17 protein-coding genes are annotated in these 20,285 nt (G+C 68.7%); 11 read left to right on the top strand and 6 right to left on the bottom strand.

The window, feature by feature from the left end:
• Positions 1-13: 13 nt before the first annotated feature.
• Positions 14-853, bottom strand: coding sequence for a FadR/GntR family transcriptional regulator (locus ACFYRH_RS19345; protein ID WP_387776550.1), 840 nt, complete (start codon positions 851-853; stop codon positions 14-16).
• A 191-nt stretch (positions 854-1,044) separates the two neighbouring features.
• Here ACFYRH_RS19345 and ACFYRH_RS19340 point away from each other — a divergent pair, with 191 nt between their 5' ends.
• The 8 genes from ACFYRH_RS19340 to ACFYRH_RS19305 all read left to right on the top strand — a co-directional run bounded on the left by ACFYRH_RS19340 (position 1,045) and on the right by ACFYRH_RS19305 (position 9,787).
• Complete coding sequence (locus ACFYRH_RS19340) at positions 1,045-2,547, top strand: ABC transporter substrate-binding protein (RefSeq protein ID WP_387776547.1); 1,503 nt, start codon at positions 1,045-1,047, stop codon at positions 2,545-2,547.
• Entirely contained in the window at positions 2,544-3,491 is a 948-nt protein-coding gene (locus ACFYRH_RS19335; protein WP_387776544.1) for an ABC transporter permease, read from the top strand. Before ACFYRH_RS19340 ends, ACFYRH_RS19335 begins: the two co-directional genes overlap by 4 nt.
• Positions 3,488-4,306 carry an ABC transporter permease gene (locus ACFYRH_RS19330; protein WP_387776541.1) on the top strand — a complete coding sequence of 273 codons (819 nt, stop codon included), beginning with the start codon at positions 3,488-3,490 and terminating at the stop codon, positions 4,304-4,306. The genes ACFYRH_RS19335 and ACFYRH_RS19330 overlap by 4 nt, the downstream gene beginning before the upstream one ends.
• Positions 4,303-5,256 carry an ABC transporter ATP-binding protein gene (locus tag ACFYRH_RS19325; RefSeq protein WP_387776538.1) on the top strand — a complete coding sequence of 318 codons (954 nt, stop codon included), beginning with the start codon at positions 4,303-4,305 and terminating at the stop codon, positions 5,254-5,256. The genes ACFYRH_RS19330 and ACFYRH_RS19325 overlap by 4 nt, the downstream gene beginning before the upstream one ends.
• Positions 5,249-6,109: an ATP-binding cassette domain-containing protein gene (locus tag ACFYRH_RS19320; RefSeq protein WP_387776535.1), complete on the top strand. Its 861-nt coding sequence runs from the start codon at positions 5,249-5,251 to the stop codon at positions 6,107-6,109. The genes ACFYRH_RS19325 and ACFYRH_RS19320 overlap by 8 nt, the downstream gene beginning before the upstream one ends.
• Positions 6,106-7,539 carry an aldehyde dehydrogenase family protein gene (locus ACFYRH_RS19315; RefSeq protein WP_387776532.1) on the top strand — a complete coding sequence of 478 codons (1,434 nt, stop codon included), beginning with the start codon at positions 6,106-6,108 and terminating at the stop codon, positions 7,537-7,539. Before ACFYRH_RS19320 ends, ACFYRH_RS19315 begins: the two co-directional genes overlap by 4 nt.
• A gap of 103 nt (positions 7,540-7,642) precedes the next feature.
• On the top strand, positions 7,643-8,407 hold the full coding sequence (locus tag ACFYRH_RS19310) for an SDR family NAD(P)-dependent oxidoreductase (RefSeq protein ID WP_387776529.1): 765 nt from the start codon (positions 7,643-7,645) through the stop codon (positions 8,405-8,407).
• A 9-nt stretch (positions 8,408-8,416) separates the two neighbouring features.
• Complete coding sequence (locus tag ACFYRH_RS19305) at positions 8,417-9,787, top strand: amidase (RefSeq protein WP_387776526.1); 1,371 nt, start codon at positions 8,417-8,419, stop codon at positions 9,785-9,787.
• Positions 9,788-9,820: 33 nt separating this feature from the next.
• Here ACFYRH_RS19305 and ACFYRH_RS19300 read toward each other — a convergent pair whose 3' ends face one another.
• Both ACFYRH_RS19300 and ACFYRH_RS19295 read right to left on the bottom strand, forming a co-directional pair.
• Positions 9,821-11,614, bottom strand: a complete 1,794-nt coding sequence (locus ACFYRH_RS19300) for a bifunctional metallophosphatase/5'-nucleotidase (RefSeq protein ID WP_387776523.1) — start codon at positions 11,612-11,614, stop codon at positions 9,821-9,823.
• A gap of 119 nt (positions 11,615-11,733) precedes the next feature.
• Positions 11,734-12,900 (bottom strand): ROK family protein, encoded by a 1,167-nt coding sequence (locus tag ACFYRH_RS19295; protein ID WP_387776520.1) that lies wholly within the window; start codon positions 12,898-12,900, stop codon positions 11,734-11,736.
• 93 nt (positions 12,901-12,993) lie between these two features.
• Here ACFYRH_RS19295 and ACFYRH_RS19290 point away from each other — a divergent pair, with 93 nt between their 5' ends.
• Entirely contained in the window at positions 12,994-13,230 is a 237-nt protein-coding gene (locus ACFYRH_RS19290) for a DUF5652 family protein (RefSeq protein ID WP_387776517.1), read from the top strand.
• Here the strand turns inward: ACFYRH_RS19290 and ACFYRH_RS19285 are convergent.
• From ACFYRH_RS19285 to ACFYRH_RS19275, 3 genes are all read right to left on the bottom strand, one after another.
• Positions 13,200-15,590: a glycoside hydrolase family 65 protein gene (locus ACFYRH_RS19285; RefSeq protein WP_387776514.1), complete on the bottom strand. Its 2,391-nt coding sequence runs from the start codon at positions 15,588-15,590 to the stop codon at positions 13,200-13,202. The two genes, ACFYRH_RS19290 and ACFYRH_RS19285, sit on opposite strands and share 31 nt — an antisense overlap.
• 29 nt (positions 15,591-15,619) lie before the next feature.
• Positions 15,620-16,042 carry an HPP family protein gene (locus tag ACFYRH_RS19280; protein ID WP_387776511.1) on the bottom strand — a complete coding sequence of 141 codons (423 nt, stop codon included), beginning with the start codon at positions 16,040-16,042 and terminating at the stop codon, positions 15,620-15,622.
• A gap of 118 nt (positions 16,043-16,160) precedes the next feature.
• Positions 16,161-16,664, bottom strand: coding sequence for a hypothetical protein (locus tag ACFYRH_RS19275; protein WP_387776508.1), 504 nt, complete (start codon positions 16,662-16,664; stop codon positions 16,161-16,163).
• A 189-nt stretch (positions 16,665-16,853) separates the two neighbouring features.
• Here ACFYRH_RS19275 and ACFYRH_RS19270 point away from each other — a divergent pair, with 189 nt between their 5' ends.
• Positions 16,854-18,092, top strand: a complete 1,239-nt coding sequence (locus tag ACFYRH_RS19270; protein WP_387776505.1) for a hypothetical protein — start codon at positions 16,854-16,856, stop codon at positions 18,090-18,092.
• A 297-nt stretch (positions 18,093-18,389) separates the two neighbouring features.
• Positions 18,390-20,069 carry an extracellular solute-binding protein gene (locus tag ACFYRH_RS19265; protein WP_387776502.1) on the top strand — a complete coding sequence of 560 codons (1,680 nt, stop codon included), beginning with the start codon at positions 18,390-18,392 and terminating at the stop codon, positions 20,067-20,069.
• Positions 20,070-20,285 lie beyond the last annotated feature (216 nt).

Here is a 20,285-nt window from a genome sequence, read left to right as displayed (position 1 = left end):
GCCACGGTCTTCGTCAGTCCTCTACGAGCGCCCGCAAGGTTTCCTGCTCGGAGTCGGGCACGTACCCGGCGTAGTAGTCGAACATGTTCTGCCGGGCCAGCCGGGCCGCGGCGTGACCGTCGCCGGCCCGGATCGCGTCGACGACCTCGGCGTGGTGGTGCAGCGACTCCAGCATCAGCGCGCGGCTGTTCGGCGCGTGCGCGATCTTGTCGGAGATCAGGCCGAGAACGACGCCGCGCACCACCTCGTTGCAGGTCTCGATCAGTGAGTTCCGGCTGATCCGCGCGATCAGCTCGTGGAACGCGAGGTCGGCCTGGCTGAACGCGTCGAAGTCGACGTCGATCGCGTCCCGCATCGCGACCAGTGTCGCCTCGAGCTCGTCCAGTTGCTCGGGGGTCCGCAGCCGGGAGGCGACCTGGATGGCGGCGCCGTCCATGATCATCCGGAAGCCGATCAGCTCGCTCAGGGTCAGCTCGTCGACCCGGGCGAGCCGGACCATCTGCTTGCGCAGCCCGGTCTGGGAGAACGGCAGCACCTCTGGACCGTTCGGATCGCCGGGCCGGGAGCGGACCACGCCGTTGCTCTCCAGCACCCGCAGCGCCTCGCGGACGGTCGACCGGCTGACCGCGAACTGCGCGACCAGTTCCCGCTCGCTCGGCAGCCGCTGACCGGGGGTCAGGGTGCCGCGGGCGAGCGCGTCCTCCACCTGCTCGACGATCCGCTGGTAAGCGCGTACGGGCTGCACCGGTTCGAACCGCGGACCCGGCGCCGCGCCCGGCGAGCTGCGCTGAGAATCGCCCTGCGAACTCGCCGCTGCCGCGCCCTGCGAGCTGCCCTGCGGAGTGTCTGGCATCCGATGCGCCCCCATTCGCCTTGACAGAGCGGTGTGGTGCGACAAACCTAGTGGCCCACTGATACCTAGTCCACTGGTCTGACCAGTCACAGCTGGACGGCGAAGTCTGCCGTACCGGCGTGGCCGGTGCCGGTCCGGCGGGGGTGGCTCGTCAGAATGCGGCGACAGTCCGAGGCACTGGAGGAGTTCGCGTGAAGTTTCCCACCCGTGCGGCCGCATTCGCCGCGGCGGCGCTGCTGGCCGTCACCGCCTGTTCGGCCGGATCCGGTACGTCGTCCGGCAGCTCCCCGGGTGGTGACCAGAACCTGTCGATCGGCCTGGTCGCGGAACCGGCCAGCCTGGACTTCACCACCACCGACGGTGCCGCGATCCCGCAGGTGCTGCTCGGCAACATCTACGAGACGCTGGTCAAGCAGGACGACTCCGGCAAGATCGTGCCGTCCCTGGCGAAGTCGTGGACGGTGTCGCCGGACCGCAAGACCTACACGTTCGACCTGGTCGACAACGCGAAGTTCACCGACGACAAGCAGTTCACCGCGAACGACGCCGTGTTCAGCATCAACCGGGTGAAGACCGCATGGACGACGTCGCTGAAGTCGGCGATGGATGTCGTCGCGCAGGCGAAGGCTTTGTCCCCGACCCAGCTGCAGGTGACGCTCGCCAAGCCGAGCAACGACTGGCTGTTCCGGATGACGACCCGGATCGGCGCGATGTTCTCGGAGAGCGGCGTCAGCGCGCTCGCGACCGCCCCGATCGGCACCGGGCCGTACAAGTTCTCGAAGTGGAACCGCGGCGACTCGATCGTCCTGGTTCGCAACGACGCCTACTGGGGCAGCAAGCCGTTCTTCCAGCAGATCACGCTGAAGTACTTCAAGGACGCGACCGCGCTGAACAACGCGCTGCTCACCAGCACGATCAACGTGATCGGCACCGTGCAGGCTCCGGAGGCCCTGAGCCAGTTCACCAGCAACACGAAGTACCAGGTGATCGAAGGGACGACGAACGGCGAGGTACTGCTGTCGTTCAACAACGCGGCCCCGGTGTTCAAGGACCTCCGGACGCGGCAGGCGATCCGGATGGCGATCGACCACAAGGCACTGCTGGACACCTGTTGGGCCGGCCGCGGCAAGCTGATAGGCAGCATGGTCCCGCCGACCGACCCGTGGTACGAGGACCTCACCGGAATCGCGCCGTACGACCTGGCCAAGGCGAAGTCGTTGCTGCAAGCGTCGGGCGCGGCCGGGAAGACGCTCCGGCTCCGGCTGCCGACGTTGCCCTACGCGACATCCTGCGGCCAGGTGGTGAAGAGCCAGCTGGAGCAGGCCGGGCTGAAGGTGACGATCGACCAACTCGAGTTCCCGGCGGCGTGGCTGACCACGGTCTTCAAGAACGCCGACTACGACATGTCGATCATCGCGCACGTCGAACCGCGTGACCTTGGTGCGGTCTTCAACGCGAAGTACTACACCCGGTACGACGACCCGACGCTGCAGGGCTACCTCGCCGCGGCGGACAGCGGCGACGAGGCCGCGCAGGTCGACAACATGAAGAAGGCGGCCCGGCGGCTGTCCGAGCAGGCCGCGGGTGACTGGCTGTTCCTGCTGCCGAACCTGGTGGTCGCGGACAAGGACATCAAGGGCCTGCCGACCAACGCGATCACCGAGAACTTCGATCTCTCCAAGCTCGCGCGATGATTCTCCGCCTGATCGAGCGCGCGGGAGTGTTCTTGGTCAGTCTCGTGGTGAGCTCGGTGCTGGTCTTCGCGTTCATGGCGGTGCTGCCCGGGGACCCGGCCCGGGTCGCGCTCGGCGTGAACGCCTCCGACGCGGCGGTGGCCGAACTGCGGCGGCAGTTCGGCCTCGACCGGCCGCTACCCACGCAGTACTTCGACTGGCTCGGCGGACTGCTGCACGGTGACCTCGGAACGTCGTACGTCTCGAAGGTGGCGATCGGTCCGCAGGTGTTCGACCGCCTGCAGGTGACGCTGTGGCTCGTCGTCGCAGGCATGATCGTCGCGCTGCTGGTCGCGGTGCCGGCGGGGACCGTGATGGCGGCGCGGCACCGCAAGGTCTCCGGGCTCGCACTGTCCGCGGTCTCCCAGCTCGGCGTCGCCGTACCGGCGTTCCTGGCCGGGATCCTGTTGATCGTGGTGTTCGCGGTGAAGCTCGGGTGGCTGCCGGCCAACGGGTGGACGCCGCCGGCGCAGGATCCGGCGATGTTCCTGAAGCAACTGATCCTGCCCGCGCTCTCCCTCGGGCTCGTCCAGGGCGCGGTCCTGACCCGCTACGTCCGCAGTGCGGTGCTCGACGTACTGCGTGAGGACTACCTGCGAACCGCCCGCGCGAAAGGCCTCCGCCCGTTCCAGGCCCTATGGAGACACGGCCTCCGGAACGCCGCCGTACCCGTCGTGACGGTCCTCGGGCTGCAGTTGGCGACCCTGCTGATCGGCGCGGTCGTCGTCGAGCGGGTGTTCGTGATCCCGGGCCTCGGGAGCCTCCTGCTCGACGGCGTCTCGAACCGTGACCTGCTGCTCGTCCAGGACGTGGTGATGGTTCTCGTGATCGCCGTACTGCTGGTCAACTTCCTCGTCGACCTGTTGTACGTCGCCCTCGATCCGCGACTGAGGACGGCAGGATGAAGCGGCTCAATCCGAGTCTGGTCGTCGGCGGCGTGATCGTCGGCGTGATCGTGCTGATGGCGTTGCTGTCCTTCGTCTGGACGCCATACGACGCGACGCTCGTGACTCCCGCCTCGCGGTTGCTGAAGCCCTCGTGGTCGCACTGGTTCGGGACCGACAAGTTCGGGCGGGACGTGCTCAGCCAGATCATGGTCGGGTCGCGGACCACGCTGTTCGTCGGGGTCGTCGCGGTCGGCGTCGCCGCCGTGATCGGCGTACCGCTGGGGATCCTGGCGGCGATGGTCCGGCGGTGGCCGAGCGAGTTCATCATGCGTGCCAACGACCTGTTGCTGGCGTTCCCGGCGCTGCTGCTGGCGATCATGTTCGGTGCCGTGTTCGGGGCCGGCACACTGACCGCGATGGTTGCCATCGGCATCGCTTCGGTGCCGAGCTTCGCGCGGGTGATCCGCAGTGGCGCGTTGCAGGTGATGCGGACCGAGTACGTGCTCGCGGCGCGGGCCGCGGGGCGGCAGCCGTGGCCGATCGCCGTACGGCATGTGCTGCCGAACGTGACGAGTCTGATCACCGTGCAGGCGTCGGTGTCGTTCGCGATCGCGGTGCTGGCCGAGGCGGCGTTGTCGTTCCTCGGGTACGGGACGCCGCCGCCGACGCCGTCGTGGGGGCGGATGCTGCAGGAGAGCCAGGAGTTCTTGTTCAGCGCGCCGCGGCTGGCGATCTTCCCGGGTCTCGCGATCGCGATCGCGGTCCTTGGGTTCAACCTGCTGGGTGACGGTCTGCGCGACCGGTTCGATCCGAAGCTGGAGGACCGCAGATGACCGACGTACTGACGGTGCGCGGGTTGTCGGTGTCCGTGCGGGACACCGCACTGGTGTCCGATGTCGACCTGACGGTCGGCGCGGGGGAGCGGGTCGGCCTGATCGGCGAGTCGGGGTCGGGCAAGTCGCTGACCGCGCTGAGCATTCTCGGACTGCTGCCGGAAGATGTCCGCGCCGACGGCTCGGTGCGGGTCGAGGGCGTCGACCACGAGTTGGTCGACGCCGACGAACGGCGGATGTCCCGGGTCCGCGGCCGGGAGATCGCGATGGTGTTCCAGGAGCCGATGACCGCGCTGAACCCGACCATGCGGGTCGGTGACCAGGTCGCCGAGTCGATGCTGATCCACAAGACGAAGACCAAGCCCGCGGCACGCACGGCCGCCGCCGAGCTCCTCGAACGCGTCCAACTGCCGCCCGAGACAGCCAGGGCGTACCCGCACCAGCTGTCCGGTGGCCAGCGCCAGCGCGTCGTACTGGCCCTTGCCCTGGCCAACGATCCGGCGCTGCTGATCTGCGACGAGCCGACCACCGCGCTCGACGTCACCGTCCAGGCCCTCGTCCTCGACCTGATCGTCCGTGGGGTCGTCGACCGGTCGTCCGCACTCCTCTTCATCACCCACGACCTCGCCGTCGTCGCCACCGTCTGCGAGCGAGTCCTGGTGATGTACGGCGGCCGCGTCGTCGAGTCGGGTCCTGTCGCTGAGGTGTTCACGCGTCCCCGCCATCGCTACACCCAGGGTTTGCTGGCGGCCTCCGACCTGGAGACCACGTCGCGCCGGCTGACCACGATCCCCGGCAACGTCCCACCGGCTGGGCGGTTCCCGAGCGGCTGTGTCTTCCGCACCCGCTGCGCGCACGCGACCGCCCTCTGCGAGGAGATGCCGCAGTGGACCGGCTCGGGGACCGACGGCTTCGCCTGCAATCACCCCGCCGGGAGCGCCGATGCCTGACCCGACCGCGATGGACGAGGCCCCGACCGCCATCCAGGTGGTCGACCTCGTCCGCGACTACCCGCGTCCCCGCACCTCGGTACTGCGGCCGGCGCCGGTCGTGCACGCGCTCCGCGGCGTGAGCCTGGAGGTCAAGCAGGGCGAGCGCTTCGGCATCGTCGGTGAGTCCGGCTGCGGCAAGTCGACGCTGCTGCGCATCATCGCCGCCCTCGACCGCGCGACCTCGGGTCACGTGATCGTCGAGGACACCGACATCACCCGCCTCCCGGAGCGTCGGCTGCGGTTCCTCCGGGAGAATCTCCAGCTCGTCTTCCAGGACCCGATGAGCTCGCTCGACCCCCGAATGCGGGTCCGCGACATCATCGCCGAGCCGCTCGTCGTCCAGGGCCACCCGGCGTCCGGCGAGCGCGTCCGCGAACTGCTGGAAGCCGTCGGCCTGTCCGCGGACGCCGGCGACCGGTACCCGCACCAGTTCTCCGGTGGCCAGCGCCAGCGGATCTCGATCGCCCGCGCCCTCGCGCCACGCCCCCGGATCCTGATCGCGGACGAGCCGGTCAGCGCGCTCGACGTCTCGGTCCGTGCCCAGGTGCTGAACCTGATCTCGGACCTGGTCGACGAGCTCGACCTGACGCTGGTGTTCGTCTCGCACGACCTGTCCGTGGTCAAGCACGTCTGCGACCGGGTGGCGGTGATGAACGCCGGCCAGATCGTCGAGACCGGCTACACCGGCGACGTGTACGCCGCTCCGCAGCACCCGTACACGCAGCGCCTGGTCTCGGCGATCCCGACGCTCCAGCGCGCGCTCTCCGGGGCGACGACCTCCGACCTGCTCGCGAAGGGAGATCCAGCATGAAGTTCCCCAGCGGCCTGCCGATCGGCGAGTCCTGGATCGCGGCGCCGGCCACGACCCCGGTGATCTTCCCGTACGACGGTTCCGCGGTCGCCGACGCGCCGGTCGGTGACGTCGAGCTCGCGCGGGCGGCGCTCGATCACGCAGTCGGGGTCCGCGAGGCGGTTGGTCGACTTCCGTCGTACGTGCGGCGCAATGTCTTGCAGAGTGTGCATTCCGCCGTGCTTGCGGAGCGGGACGCGTTCGTAGAGCTGTTGGTGCTCGAGACCGGCAAACCTTTGGTCGACTGCCGGGTCGAGATCGACCGGACGTTGCTCACGCTGGAGACAGCGGCCGAAGAAGTGGCCCGGCTGCACGGCGAGACCGTGCCGCTCGACCTGCTGCCGAGTGGTGAGGGCCTACAGGGCTTCTGGGTGCGGAAACCGATCGGCGTCGTCGTCGGGATCACCGGGTTCAACTATCCGCTGCTGCTCGCGGCGCACAAGATCGCCCCGGCGTTCGCGGCCGGCTGTCCGATCATCGTGAAGCCGGCGCCGCAGACGCCCCTTGCGACGCTCTGGCTCGCACACCTGATGCGCTCCGCACTTGGCACAGCTGGTGCGCCGGAGAGTGCCCTGCAGGTGGTGACCGGGGGTCCTGAGGTCGGCGCGACCTTGACCACCGACAGCCGGATCGGCGCGGTCTCGTTCACCGGATCCGCCACGGTCGGCCACCAGATCGCCCGCGACGCCGCGCCCACCAAGACCCTCCTCGAGCTCGGGTCGAACTCCGCGCTGGTCGTCGCCGCGGACGCCGACCTGGACGCTGCCGCAGACGCGATCGTCCGCGGTGGGTATTACGCCTCCGGGCAGGCCTGCATCTCGGTGCAACGGGTGATCGCGGTCGAGTCGATCCGTCCAGAGTTGCTGGCGAAACTCGGGGCTCGCCTGCCTGGTGTGGTCGTGGGCGATCCGCGCGATCCGGAGACGCGGGTGTCGGCGCTCATCAATCCCGCCTCGACCGATCGTGTGCGGCAGTGGGTCGGCGACGCGGTGCACGCCGGCGCGTCGATCGCCTACGAGTCACCCGGCGAGGTGCTCGGGCCGATCGTGCTGACCGACGTACCGGATGGGTTGCCGGCGTGGGACGAGGAGATCTTCGGCCCGGTGATCGCGGTGCGGTCGGTGCCGGACGTCGACGGCGCGCTGCGGGCCGTGAACGAGACGCGGTACGGGCTGCACGCGAGTGTCTTCACGTCGTCGCTCGAGACCGCGTTCGCGGCGATCGACCGGCTCGACGTCGGCGGTGTGGTGATCAACGAGGTTCCTGGATTCCGCTCCGACGTGATGCCGTACGGCGGCGTGAAGGACTCTGGCATCGGCCGCGAAGGCCCGCGCTTCGCCATCGAAGAACTCACCACGACCCGGATGGCGATCATCCGCCCGCGCCCATGACCACCGCGGCGTCCGGTCGCCTGGCCGACCTTGTGCACCGGATCCGCACTGGAGGCGGCGCAGACCACGGATCTCGTGCACAAAGTCGATGGAGGTGGCCCCAGTGACCGACTACGCGAACCTGTTCCGGCTTGACGGCAAGCACGCGGTGGTGATCGGCGCGGGGAGTGGGATCGGGCGCGAGAGTGCGCTCGCGCTGGCGGCGCACGGCGCGCGGGTGACCTGTGCGGATCGCGATCTCGCCGCGGCCCGCGAGACGGCCGGGACCGAGCTCACGGCGTACGAGCTGGATGTGCTGGACGATGCGGCGATCGAGCGGGCGGTGGCCGCGCTCGGGCCGGTGGACGTGCTCGTGTTCACTGCCGCCACGAACGTGCGGAAGCGGATCCTCGACTACAGCGGTGAGGAGTTCGACCGGGTGGTGTCGCTGAACCTGCGGGCGTCGTTCCAGTTGGTGCGCTTGTTCGGGAAGGGGATGGCCGAGCGGGGGAGCGGCAGCATCATCGGGTTCAGCTCGATCCGCGGGACGACCGTGGAGCCCGGGCAGTCGGTGTACGCCGCGACCAAGGCCGGTCTTGTGCAGTTGCTGCGCACCGCGGCCGCCGAGCTCGGCCCGTCGGGCGTCCGCGCGAACGCGATCGCCCCCGGTGTCGTGGAAACGCCACTCACCGCGCAGATCAAGGCCGACCAGGGCTGGTACGACGCCTACGCGCGCAAGGGTGCTCTGGGACGCTGGGCCCAACCGAGTGAACTCGCCGGCGCGGTCGTGTACCTCGCCTCGGACGCGGCGAGCTTCGTGACCGGGAGCGTCCTCGCAGTCGACGGCGGCTGGACCGCCGTCGACGGCCGCTTCGACCCACCGAACTAGGGAGGCCACATGACCCTCGCAGACCTCACGGCCACCGAACTGATGGCCCGGTATGCCGATGCATCGCTCTCGCCGGTCGAGGTCGTCGACGCCGTGCTCGCGCGGGTCGAGGAGGTCGAGCCGCAGATCTGTGCGCTGTACGCACTCGACGCGTCGGGTGCCCGGGTCGCGGCGCAGGAGTCGGAGCGGCGCTGGCGCGAGGGTACGGCGGGGGCGCTGGACGGCGTACCGGTGACGGTGAAGGAGAACATCGCGACCAGGGGTACGCCGGTTCCGCAGGGGACCGCGGCGACCGAGCTGATCCCGGCGGTCGAGGACGCACCGGCGGCGGCGCGGCTGCGGGCCGCCGGCGCGGTGATCTTCAGCAAGACGACGATGCCGGAGTACGGGATGCTCTCGTCCGGGGTGTCCACGTTCCATCACCTGACGCGGAACCCGTGGGACCTGTCCAGGACCGCCGGCGGGTCGAGCGCCGGTGCCGCGGCCGCGGCGGCCGCCGGGTACGGTCCGATCCACGTCGGCACGGACATCGGCGGTTCGATCCGGCTGCCGGCCGGCTGGTGCGGGCTGGTGGGGCTGAAGCCGACGCACGGGCGCATCGCGGTCGGGAACCCGTACCCGGGCCGGGCGATCGGGCCGCTCACCCGAACGGCGCCGGACGCGGCGCTCGCGTTGTCGGTGATGTCCGGATACGACCCGCGTGACCACACGTCGATCCCGCCGGCGTCCGATGCCTTCGAGGTCGAGCTCGCGGGACTGCGGGTCGCGCTGCTGCTCGACGCGGGCGTCGGCCTGCCGGTCGACCGAGAGGTCGCCGCCGCGGTCTCGGCGACGGCCGCCCTGCTCGAGAGCGCCGGGGCGATCGTGGAGCCGATCGACCCGATCATCACCCGCGACATGCTCGACGGGCTGGACCATTTCTGGCGGGTGCGGTCCGCCAGCGACATCGCTGCGCTGCCCGAGGAACGCCGGGCCAAGGTCCTGCCGCAGATCCGCGAGTGGGTGGCGACGGCCGGGGAACTGTCCGCGTTCGACGTGTTCCACGGTCACAGTCAGATGGGCGCGATGGCCGCGGCGGTCGGGCAGGTGTTCACGACGTACGACGTGATCCTGTCGCCGGTCGCGCCGATCACCGCGTTCCCGGCCGAGCTGGCGTATCCAACCGACGACCCGGCCAGACCGTTCGAGCACATCGCGTTCACGGTGCCGTACAACATGTCCCAGCACCCGGCGATCACGGTCAACGCCGGGTGGTCGAGCGCAGGCTTGCCGATCGGCGTGCAACTCGCCGTACCGCACCACGAAGATCTGCGGGCGCTCGCGCTGGCCGACTACCTGGCCACCCACCGCACCGAGCAGCGAGGCTGGCCGATGCGGTGAGGGGGTCGGCGGCTACCGATCGCTCGGGGGTTGTCAGACCGGCTGGGCGCGGTCCAGCGGCGCGGGTGTGAGGACGGGGTTGGCGCGCAGGTAGGCGATGAAGCCTTCGTGGTCGCGGTCGTTGCGGACCGGATTCGTGAAGCCGGTGAACACCTTGGTCCCGTCGCCGCCGATCAGGGTGTAGGCGAGCGCGGCGACGCGGTAGTCGCGGTTGAGATCGAGCGGCTTGCCGTCGATGAGTACGGCGGCCGGGTCGACGCGTTGACCGACGGGCTTGCTGGTGTCGTAGCGGTAGCTGACGTTGTGCGAGAAGGCGAACGGCGCGAACTTCTCGGTGCCGTCGGCCTGCGGTACCCACTGCGCCTCGAACGCGGCGTGCAGTTGGGTGCCGGGCAGTGTCACGGTGAGCACCGGATTGCCGTAGCCGAAGGCGTTCCAGGCCTCGCCGAACAGCACCGTGCCGTCGGAGTCGGCCGGGTCGGTGCCCTTGGCGTACCGCAGGTCGCCGGTCAGCGCGTTCGAACCGGAGACCGGCTTGACCGAGATCAGCGCCAGGTCCGCCTGGCCGTCGGGGTGCTGGTTCGCGTCCCAATAGGCGAAGTCGGCGGCCAGGTTGCCCATCGTGCTCTCGCCCGACGCGTTCGGCGTCCGCGTGAAGTCGCCGGTGATGCGCGCCAGCGGGGTCGCGTACCGCTTCTTGCCCTGGGCGCTCCAGTAGTCGGCGATGTACTGGAGCTCCGGGTCGATCGGTACGTCGCGGGTGTTGGCGTGGTTGGTGGACGTGGTGAGCTCGCGGATCACCGCTCCGGTCCGCGGGTCGAGCTTCAGGTTGATCTCGCTGATCAGCGAGCCGTGGTTTCCGGCCTCGACCACCGGCCGGGGTACGCCGTTCGGGTCGGGAACCATCATGTTGAAGCGGCAGTGCCAGTGCCCGGTGACGATCGCGGCGATGTCGGGCGACGCGTTCGCGGCGAGCTGGAAGACCGGTCCGGACGGATTCGTCCCGGCGTTGTAGTCGTTCCCGGCGACGCCACCGTCGTGGATGTTGATCACGATCGCGTTCACGCCGCGCTTCTTCAGCTGGGCGGCGAGCTTGTTGGCCTGCTCGAGGTCCGACAGCGCGCGCAGCCCCGGCTGGTACGACGTGGAGCCGGTCGGGGTGTCGACCACGGTCAAGTGGATGAACGCGATCGGCAGCTTGCGGCCCAGCCCCGCGTCGACCCACTCGATGTTGTACGGCGGCAGGATGGTCCGGCCGGAGTCCGCGTGCACGATGTTCGCCGTGTAGAAACGGAAGTTCGCGCCCCGGAAGCGATGCCCCGTCGAGTCGACGAAGTTGTCGTCGCGGCCGCTGACCGGGTACGGCTTGCCGCGCTCCATGTGGTCGATCAGGAACTCGACCGACTGGTCGAGCTCGTGATTGCCGACGGTGCTGAACTGCAGCCCGAGTGCGTTCAGCGCCTCGACGGTCGGCTCGTTCGCGTGCGCGTCGACCTCGAACGGCCAGCCGGAGAAGTTGTCGCCGGACGAGAAGAAGATCGAGTTCGGCCGGCCCTCGCGCAGCCGCTTGAGGTGCGTGGCCAGGTAGCCCACACCGCCGACGGTGACCTGCACCCCGCCGGCGCCGGTGATGACGCTGCCCTGGCTCGGGGTCGTCGGCTGCAGGTAACCGTGCAGATCGGTGATGTTCAGCAGTTGGACGTCGACGTACTCCGAAGCGTTGTCGAGCGCGGCCGGCGTGGCGTAGGCGATGTCGCCGACGGCGGTTGCGGTGGCGACTGCCCCGGTGGCGGTGAGGAACGTGCGGCGGCGGATCCGACTGTTCACTGCAGACCTACTTCCTGAGCGGGAGGGACGCGCATTAGTGTTCATTATTGCCTCTTCCCGACATTAATAACCGCGGAAGCGGACGCGCGTCAATCGACTGCGGAAACAAAAGGCGAACGTCAGATACTGCGTGCGGTCAGGACCGGCAGCGCGCCGCGGGCGGGCGCGAGCAGCCGCTCGTCGACCGCATCCAGGGCCAGGCAGGCCGCGCCGATGGCCACGCACATGTCGCCGAGCGACGACGCGCGCAGCTCGGGCAGGCGTGGGCAGAGTCGGGCCAGCTCGTCGGCGAGCGGGTCCATCAGTACGTCGGCCGCCTGCGAGAACGTGCCGCCGAGAACGAGCAGTCGTGGGTCGACCACCGCGATCGCGGTCGCGGCTGCGACGGCCATCGCCCGGGCGTAGCGGCGTACGGCTCGTTGGGCTGCTCGATCCCCTTCGCGAGCGGCGGCGAAGGCGCGCTCGGCACGCTGCGCGATCGGGACTTCCGGTGGCACCACGGCATGCAGGTGCTCGATCGCTACTTCCCAGGCGACCGCCGGCAGCGCCGACATGTCCGCGGCGGCACCGTGCGCGCCGCGTCGGAGTCGCCCGTCGAGCACCAGAGCCAGACCGGTACGCCGGCCTGCGTGCAGCAGCACCATGTCCGCGACCTCGGCCGCCGCGCCGCGACGCTGTTCGGCCAGGGCGGCGAGCTGGCTGTCGTTGTCCACGACAACGAGTCGCGTCGGACTCTGAGCGAAGTGTTCGGTCAGGTTCGCGCCGGCCCAGTCCGGGATGGCGTTGGCCTGCACAACGATGCCGGCGGCATCGATCAGTCCGGTGGTGCCGGCGCCGACCGCCCAGACCTTGCTCGCCGCGACACCCGCGTCACGGGCACAGTCGGCGATCACCTTGTCGGCCGCTGCCAGCCTCTTGCGCCGCGACGCCTCGGGGGTCACGGACTTCCGGGCGCTCGCCAGGATGCGGCCGCCGAGGTCGGCGAGCACGCCGCGGACGGAGTACGCACCGATGTCGAGCCCGACGATGTAGCCGGCTTCGGTACGAAATCGGTAGCTGCGCGCCGGGCGGCCGCGGCCGCGAACGGCCGGGCTGCTCTCGGCCAGCCACCGACGGGACACGAGACTGGCCAGCACTTCCTCGACGGCGGTCCGTCCGAGGCCGGTGTGCTCCACGATCTGCGCGACCCGCAGTTCGCCGGCCGACCGCACCGCGGCCAGCACGGCCCGCTCGTTGAGCTGACGAAGCCGGGACTGATCCCCGGCCTCGGATGTCGTCGACCCCATGATCGGCCCAGCTTAGGTCGTGTCCGGTCATGGGCCGGCAACTCGCCCGGCAGCGTGCTTGCGGTCGGACAGTGGCGGGGGCATCGTGGAGGGGTGGCCAGGACGACATGGCAGGATCTGAGTCCTCGGAAGCGCCGGATCGTGGTTGTCGCGGGCGCTGTCGACGGCGTACTGAAGATCGCCGCGTTGGTCGATCTGTGGCGCCGGCCGGCCACCGAGGTGCGCGGCTCGAAGGCCTGGTGGGCGGCTGCCCTCGCGGTGACCAACTCGGCCGGCGTGCTGCCGATCGTCTATTTCATCTACGGCCGCGGCAAGCCCGACCAGGTCTGAGACTCGCCTGGTCCGAGGACACGGGTGCGCCCGAAGCAGCGCACGGTGATGGCTGGACCGGGGCCTGGGTCGACGGTGAGGGTCACCTCCGCCGCCGCCACTTCCGCGACGATCCGGTGGCCGCGATAGCGCAGTACCATCCGGAGCGTGCCGAGCCTGTCAGGCCAGTGCGGGTGCAGGCGGAGGAGGTCGTCCGCCGCGCTCAGGCCGGTGAAGCAGCGCTGGATCAGGTCGACGCCACCGGCCATCGCGGCGAGGTGGATGCCTTCCGCGGTCGTACCTGTCCGGCGTGGATCGCCGGCGTCGCTGTGCAGTGCCTGCTCGAGGAACCCCAGCGACCGGTCCGGATCGAGCATCGCCAGCCCCCAGGCATGGACGACGGCACTCAGCGACGAGCCGTGACAGGTGCGGGCGAGGTAGTACTCGATCGTCTCGCGGACGACCTCGGCGGTCAGTGAGTAGCCGAGCCGCCCCATCAACTGCCGCAACTCACGGCGAGGCAGCAGGTACATCAGCATCAGCACATCGGCCTGCTTGGACACCTGGTACGCCGTGACGTCGCGTCCCTCGGCCTCGAGGATCCGGTCCAGCCGCCGGATGTCGCCGTACGTCGCCCGGTAGTGGTCCCAGTCGAGCTCGGTCAGTCGCTCGTACCCCTCGAACTGGCTGATCACGCCGTCGTGGAACGGGACGAACATCCGGCGGGTCAGCTCGTCCCAGTGGCTGAGCTCCTCGGCACGCAGGCCGAGCGACTCGGTCAGCTCGATCCGCCGCCACCCGGGGAGCCGGTCGAGCGCCTTCGCGGCCACGCCGAACAACCAGACGGCCATCAGGTTCGTGTAGGCGTTGTTGTCGATCCCGGCGGCCGGCCGCTCCGGATAGCCGGTGTGGAACTCGTCCGGGCCGGCGACACCGCGGATCACGTAGCGATCGCGACCCTGGTCGTACTCCGCCAGACCGGCGAAGAACCGGGCGACCTCGACGATGACCTCCGCACCGTGATCCCCGAGGAACTCGAGGTCGCCGGTCATCTCGACGTACTGCCACATCGTGTAGGCGATCGCCAAACCGACATGACGCTGCCGGTACGTCGCGTCCTCGGTCCACCGTCCCGACAACGGGTTCAGGTGCAGTCGCTGGCTCTCCTCGCGGCCGTCACTCCCGGACTGCCAGGGATACATCGCTCCGGGGTAACCGGCTGACCGGGCCGCCTGTCTCGCGGCCGGCAGTCGCCGGTATCGGTAATGCAGTAGCGCCCGCGTCAGTGCGGGCATCCGGAGCGTCAGTACGGGGAAGATGAACAGCTCGTCCCAGAACACGTGACCGCGGTACGCCTCGCCGTGCAGTCCACGAGCAGGTACGCCGGCATCGGTCTCGGTGCTGTGCGGCGAAACCGACTGCAGCAGATGGAACAGGTTCAGCCGGACAGCCGCCAGCGTCCCGTCGAACGGCTCCTCGAGTTCCAGGGAGAAGCGTTGCCAGAGATGAGACCAGGCGAGCACGTGAGCCGCGAGCAATCGGTCGAAACCGGGTGCGTTCGCGAGTGCGACGCGCGTGGCCAGGAGCGGCTCGGAGATGCCGGGATCGCGCGATCCGTGCACCGCGACCACCTTCTCCGCGGTGACGACATCGCCGGCCCGGACGGGTACGACGAGTTCGGCGTACGCGCCGGTCCCGAAGGTCCAGTCGGTGACCTGTGATCCGTTGCGCGCGGCGGTGGTCCGGGTTCCGATGGCGATGCGATGGCGTGACTGGCTCAGGGTCGCGCTGACCAGCAGGCTGGCGTCCGCCGTTGAGGTGCGTACGTCGGTGAGGTGATGACCGCTGAGTTTCTGGTATCGCTCGACACCCGAGTTCTGGACGTCGGCGTTCACCGCGGTCCCGAGCCGGAGGCGACCGTTCCAGTTCGGGACGGTGATCACGAGCGTCTGGCCGCCCAGATGAGGCTCGGCCATGCTCACGAAGCGGCGCTCGACGGCACTGACCTCCCGGCCGAGTGGATCGCGGAGCCGGAACCGCCGCGTGAGGACACCGCGGAGCAGGTCCAGCTCCTGGTCGTGCTCGAGGACCTCGCAGTTGCCGGGCGTGAGCCAGCCACCGTCGTCGACGGCCACGGTCAGGGGCAGCCAGTCGGGGAGGTTCACCAGGCTCTCGTTCTCGACCTCGTGGTCGTCGACCTGATCCGGGAGCCGGTTGTAGTAACCCGCCAGATAGGTCCCCGGGTAGTGGTGCGGGCCGGCGACAGTGCCCGCCCAGGCACCTCGCGTGGCGAAGTACCCGTTCCCGACGGTGCAGAGCGCCTCGCGCCGGCGTTCGTCCGCGGGGTCGTAGCCGCAGAAGCGGAAGGCCCAGTCGTTCACGGCCCCAGGCTGCCCCTTTCGGCCGATCGCTACGTCGCAGCCGGTACGGCGTCGGCGTCGCGGGCCGTGCCGGCGGAGTACTCCACCTCGCACGTCTGGCACGGCGGGGACAGCAGTTCGGTGAGATCGGCCCGGCGCACGGTGCCGACCACTCGGGTGCCGTCGACGACGGGGAGACCGTCCACCATCGCCGCGCACATCCGGTCGAGGGCCTCGTGGATCTCGTCGTCAGGACCGATCGTGACCACGTGATGGCGCATCGTGTCACCGACACACTGCCGGCCGGCCTTTTCGAGGTCTGGTCGGCGGACGACCCCGACGAGAACCCCGCGGCGGTCCACGACCGGAATCGCACCGATCTGTTCGTCTCGCATCAACCGAGCGGCCGCCTCGGTCGAGGCCTGCATCGTCACTGTGGCCGCCGGCGTGGTCATGGCCTCACGGACCAGCATGATCCCCACCCTCCAGACCCCCGCTGGTTGTCTCCCGTTGGTTTCTCTCCTCAGTATCCGGCCGATCGTGCTCGTTCCTCCAGGCCTGAAGGCACTCTTCTGGAAGGACCTTCGGGTCTCACCTGATCGTCGTACACACGTAGCGCTCGACGAGTTCGTACGGGTCGCCCTGGACGGAGGCCTCGTTGCGCCAGATCATGGTGTCCTCGCCGGTGATCTGCCAGTGCAGCCGGATCCGGACCGGCGGCCGGCCGGTGCTCTGGAACGTCAGCAGATCGCCCGCGATGCGTCCCGCGAGCACCTCGAGATGACCGTAGTTGTCGGCGATCACGGCGCGGTACTCGCTGTCCTGGGCCGACCATCCGGCGGTCCAGTGCAGTTCCCAGGTGAGGACGAAGGTCCCGTCGAGCAGGTACTGGTCCTGGCGGTAGTCGCCGACGATCCAGAGCCCGTCCTGGATGATCCGGTGGCGTCCCTCGCCGACCGCGGTCATGGCGGGACTGTCCGGTCCCATCGCCCCCGGCTGGATGCTGCCGGTCCAGCGGACGTCCCGGTGGAACCGAGCCAGCGCGGTCATCTCCGCACCGGCCCGGAGCGGGAGCGGGACTGCGGGTGTCGTCATCTCGGATCCACTGGTCGAGTCCGTTGGTCTTGCCAACTCCACCTTCCGCCTCGTCCACGGGTGCTGGCAACAGGCCTGGGCCGTGTGTTGACATCCGGCGCACCGGGCACGACCATTACGGTCAGGACCGTAATTGAGATCCGACACGCGCCAGCTGTCCGAAGACCCCGCCGGAAGAAGGTGCCTGCCGTGCTGTTGATGGGTTCGGCGACTGCCGACATCACGCCGACGAGTCCGGTGGAACTGGCCGGGTTCGCCGCGCGGACCGGGCCGTACGCACGGATCGCGAGCCCGCTGCGGTTACAGGCCTTCGCGTTCGCCGGTCGGCAGGCTTCGGCCGGGGAGGCGATCCTGGTGTGTGCCGACCTGTTGTGGTGGGGAGCTGAGAGCCGGGCCCGGATCGCGGCCGCGGTCTCCGACGCCGTCGGGGTGAGTCCTGACGCGGTCGTGCTGCATGCGTCGCACACGCACGCCGCTCCCCATACCGAGCCCGCGTTCTCGCCACGGCTCGGCAAGGTCGATCTCGGGTACGTCGCCGAACTCGAGTCGCGGACCGTCGCGGCGTGCCGGCGAGCAGCGGAGTACCTGGTGCCCGTTGAACTGTCGATCTCACACGGCTGGAGCGACGCGGGGATCGCGCGCCGCGGCGGCGGGCCTCGTGGTCCGATCGTTCCCGATCCGGATCGCCGGGTGGACAACACCGTCCGCGTGATCACCGCCCGGAGCGAGGGGGAGGTGCAGGCCGCTCTGGTGCACTTCGCGTGCCATCCGGTCACGGTGCAGGGGCACACGGTCTCGGCCGACTTTCCCGGTGTCGTGCGCGACCGCATCGCGGCGTACCTGGGGACGGGCAGCGTCGCGATGTTGCAGTCGTGCGCGGGTGACGTGAACCCGTCGGTTCTGGTTGACGGCACTTCTTTCCACGCCGGAGACGACGACGATGCGGTTTCGGCCGGTTCGGCGCTGGCCGACGCGGCGACCTCGGCGCTGGCGTCGGGGGAGAAGCCCCTGCATGCGAACCAGGTCGAGTTCGCGCGGCTGTCCGTCGACCTTCCACTCTCCCGCGTCGCAGAGCCGGGCGGTGGCGTATGGGCGGAACTGAACGAACGCCGCGCAGCGCTGGCCGTGACCGAGCCGCGGCTGGTTCTCAGCGGACTGCGGCTTGGTCAGCTCACGCTGCTGGGGATGAACGCCGAGGTGACCACCGAAGTCGGTGACGCACTCAAGGCTGCGATCGGTGACGAACTTCTTCCGCTGACGTGCAGCGACGGGATGATCGGGTACCTCGTCGGTCCCGGAGACCTGGCGCGTGGCGGCTACGAGGCGGAGGAGTCGTACGCCTACGTCTACCGCGACGGGCCGTTCGCTCCCGACGCGCTACCGACCGCGGTACAGGCCGTCGAACGACTCCTCCAAGCCTTGCGCTGAAGGCCGGCCACTCGAAGTCGCCGGTTGGTTCCGGCGCTTTCCAGACGCTGCGATGCCTCGCGGATGGGCGGCCTGGCCCCGTAATCGACGAGGGCCGGCTTTCTCGCCGGCGACCTGCTGATATCCCCATTTGGCCACCGAAGGCCAGCTCCTGGGTGAAGTCTTGACACCGGTTGTGATGAAACTTACTCTTCGAAAGTCTCGGCGCTGGCCCGAAACTTTCAGTGGGTGGGTCTGTGAAAGTACGTCCAAGCTGTCCGGACAACTCGAACCCCGCCGATCTCGAAGAGGAGAATCATGACCTTCGTGTCTTCGACGCCGATCAGGCGTCGTCATTTCCTGGGGCTGGCCGCTGCCGCTACAGGTGGGCTGTTCGTTGCTTCCGGATGTAGCACGGGCGGCAGTAAGAGCGGGGCCGCCGAAGACCTGAAGGATCAAGCCACCGGGGCGATGGACGGATTCGCCGCGGACAGCCAGTTCACAGCGACCGCACCGTTCACGGTCTCCATGCTGTGGACAGACTGGCCCGACCTGCCCGTGACGAAGACATGGGAGGTGTTCGACGAGATCAAGAAGCGGACAAAGGTCGAACTGAAGTTGACCCACATCCCGTTCAGCGACGCCACCGAGAAGCGAAGCCTGCTGCTCAGCGCCGGCGACGCGCCGGCAGCAATCCCCCTCATCTATACCGGTGATGAGACGCCGTTCGTGTCTTCTGGCGCGATCCTGCCGATGAGTGACTATGTCCAGCACATGCCCAACTTCCAGAAGTACGTCAAGGAGTGGAATCTGCAGGGCATGATCGACAACCTGAAGCAGGCCGACGGCAAGTACTACATGGTGCCCGGCTTGCAAGAGGTGTCCGTGCCGGTGTTCACGTTGATCATCCGCAAGGATGTCTTCGACAAGGTTGGAGCACCGCCTCCTGAAACCTGGGACGACCTTCGAACCGGTCTGCGGCTGATCAAGAAGGCGTACCCGGCGTCGATGCCGCTGGCCGACGGGTTCGAGGCACAGTCGTTGATCAACTACGCGTCACACGCTTTCGGTACCCGGGCAGGTTGGGGATTCGGCGACGGAACGATGCCCAACGGTTCCGGCGACCTGGAGTACTGCGCGATCGGCGACGGTTACAAGCAGATGCTCGAGTACTTCAACAGCCTGGTGACCGACGGCTTGCTCGATCCGGAGTCGTTGACCGCGAGCAATGACGGCAACGGCGGCGGGAGCGTCGCGGAGAAGATCGCCCAGAACAAGGTATTCGCCGCGTCGGGATCGAACGGCACGGTGATCGATTTCGCGAAGGCGCTCAACGAGACCGTCGGGCCGAGGAACTTCGAACTGCTGCAGATCGCGCCACCCGGAGGGCCGGCCGGCATGGTCGTGGAACCGCGGAACTTCTGGCACGGTTTCTGCCTCAACTCCAAATTGAAGGATTCGGAGAACCTGCTGGCCACGTTGCAATTCATGGACTGGATGTATTACAGCCCGGACGCCCGCGAGTTCTGGCGGTGGGGCGTCAAGGACCAGACATACACCAAGGACGCCGGCGGGAAAATCGCTCTCAAGCCGCAGTACTCGCTGGGAGCCTTCGACATCAACCCGAAAGGCAAGACCGACATCCAGAAAGTGCTCGGCTTCTCCACCTTCCCGGCGGAGGCAACCGAGTCCAGAGCGCTGAAGGAGTCCTACAACTCCAAGGCCTTCATCAACTACATCGACACCGTCCTCAAGACCCGCAAGCCGCGCGACCCGAATCCGCCGGCACCACTGACCGAGGGCGAGCTCGAGCAGGCAACCTTGCTCGCGACGCCTCTCAAGGACGCGGTCGACACCAACACGCTGAAGTTCATCCTCGGCAATCGGCCCTTGAGCGACTGGGACAAGTACGTCTCCGAGCTGAAGGCCAAGGGCCTGGATCAGTACCTCGAGATCAAGAACAAGGCTCGCCAGCGGTTCAAGAAAGAGCACGGCTGATACGTGATCCCGCAGGCGACTGAGAGGCAGGCATCGACGTGACTGTCACGGGAGGTGACTCCGCTGTAGAACCCGTGGGTCGTTCCAGCGAAGACGCGAACAGAACGCTCACCACAGGTCTGCGCGAAGAGACCTCGGCCAAGAACAAGCGAGCGAGGAAGACCAGTAGTCCCCATCGCTCGTGGAGACAGGATCTGCGCCGCGATTGGCAGCTGT

Origin of the sequence: Kribbella sp. NPDC004875 (assembly GCF_042873375.1) — a bacterium.
Lineage (GTDB): Bacteria > Actinomycetota > Actinomycetes > Propionibacteriales > Kribbellaceae > Kribbella.
The sequence above is the reverse complement of the archived record's forward strand: the minus strand, read 5'-3'. Positions and strand labels throughout refer to the sequence as shown.

Coding starts and splice junctions, on each gene's coding strand:
- ACFYRH_RS19345 (WP_387776550.1), bottom strand. CDS start 853: ATGCCAGACACTCCGCAGGGCAGCTCGCAGGGCGCGGCAGCGGCGAGT.
- ACFYRH_RS19335 (WP_387776544.1), top strand. CDS start 2,544: ATGATTCTCCGCCTGATCGAGCGCGCGGGAGTGTTCTTGGTCAGTCTC.
- ACFYRH_RS19330 (WP_387776541.1), top strand. CDS start 3,488: ATGAAGCGGCTCAATCCGAGTCTGGTCGTCGGCGGCGTGATCGTCGGC.
- ACFYRH_RS19325 (WP_387776538.1), top strand. CDS start 4,303: ATGACCGACGTACTGACGGTGCGCGGGTTGTCGGTGTCCGTGCGGGAC.
- ACFYRH_RS19320 (WP_387776535.1), top strand. CDS start 5,249: ATGCCTGACCCGACCGCGATGGACGAGGCCCCGACCGCCATCCAGGTG.
- ACFYRH_RS19315 (WP_387776532.1), top strand. CDS start 6,106: ATGAAGTTCCCCAGCGGCCTGCCGATCGGCGAGTCCTGGATCGCGGCG.
- ACFYRH_RS19305 (WP_387776526.1), top strand. CDS start 8,417: ATGACCCTCGCAGACCTCACGGCCACCGAACTGATGGCCCGGTATGCC.
- ACFYRH_RS19295 (WP_387776520.1), bottom strand. CDS start 12,900: ATGGGGTCGACGACATCCGAGGCCGGGGATCAGTCCCGGCTTCGTCAG.
- ACFYRH_RS19280 (WP_387776511.1), bottom strand. CDS start 16,042: ATGCTGGTCCGTGAGGCCATGACCACGCCGGCGGCCACAGTGACGATG.
- ACFYRH_RS19275 (WP_387776508.1), bottom strand. CDS start 16,664: ATGACGACACCCGCAGTCCCGCTCCCGCTCCGGGCCGGTGCGGAGATG.
- ACFYRH_RS19265 (WP_387776502.1), top strand. CDS start 18,390: ATGACCTTCGTGTCTTCGACGCCGATCAGGCGTCGTCATTTCCTGGGG.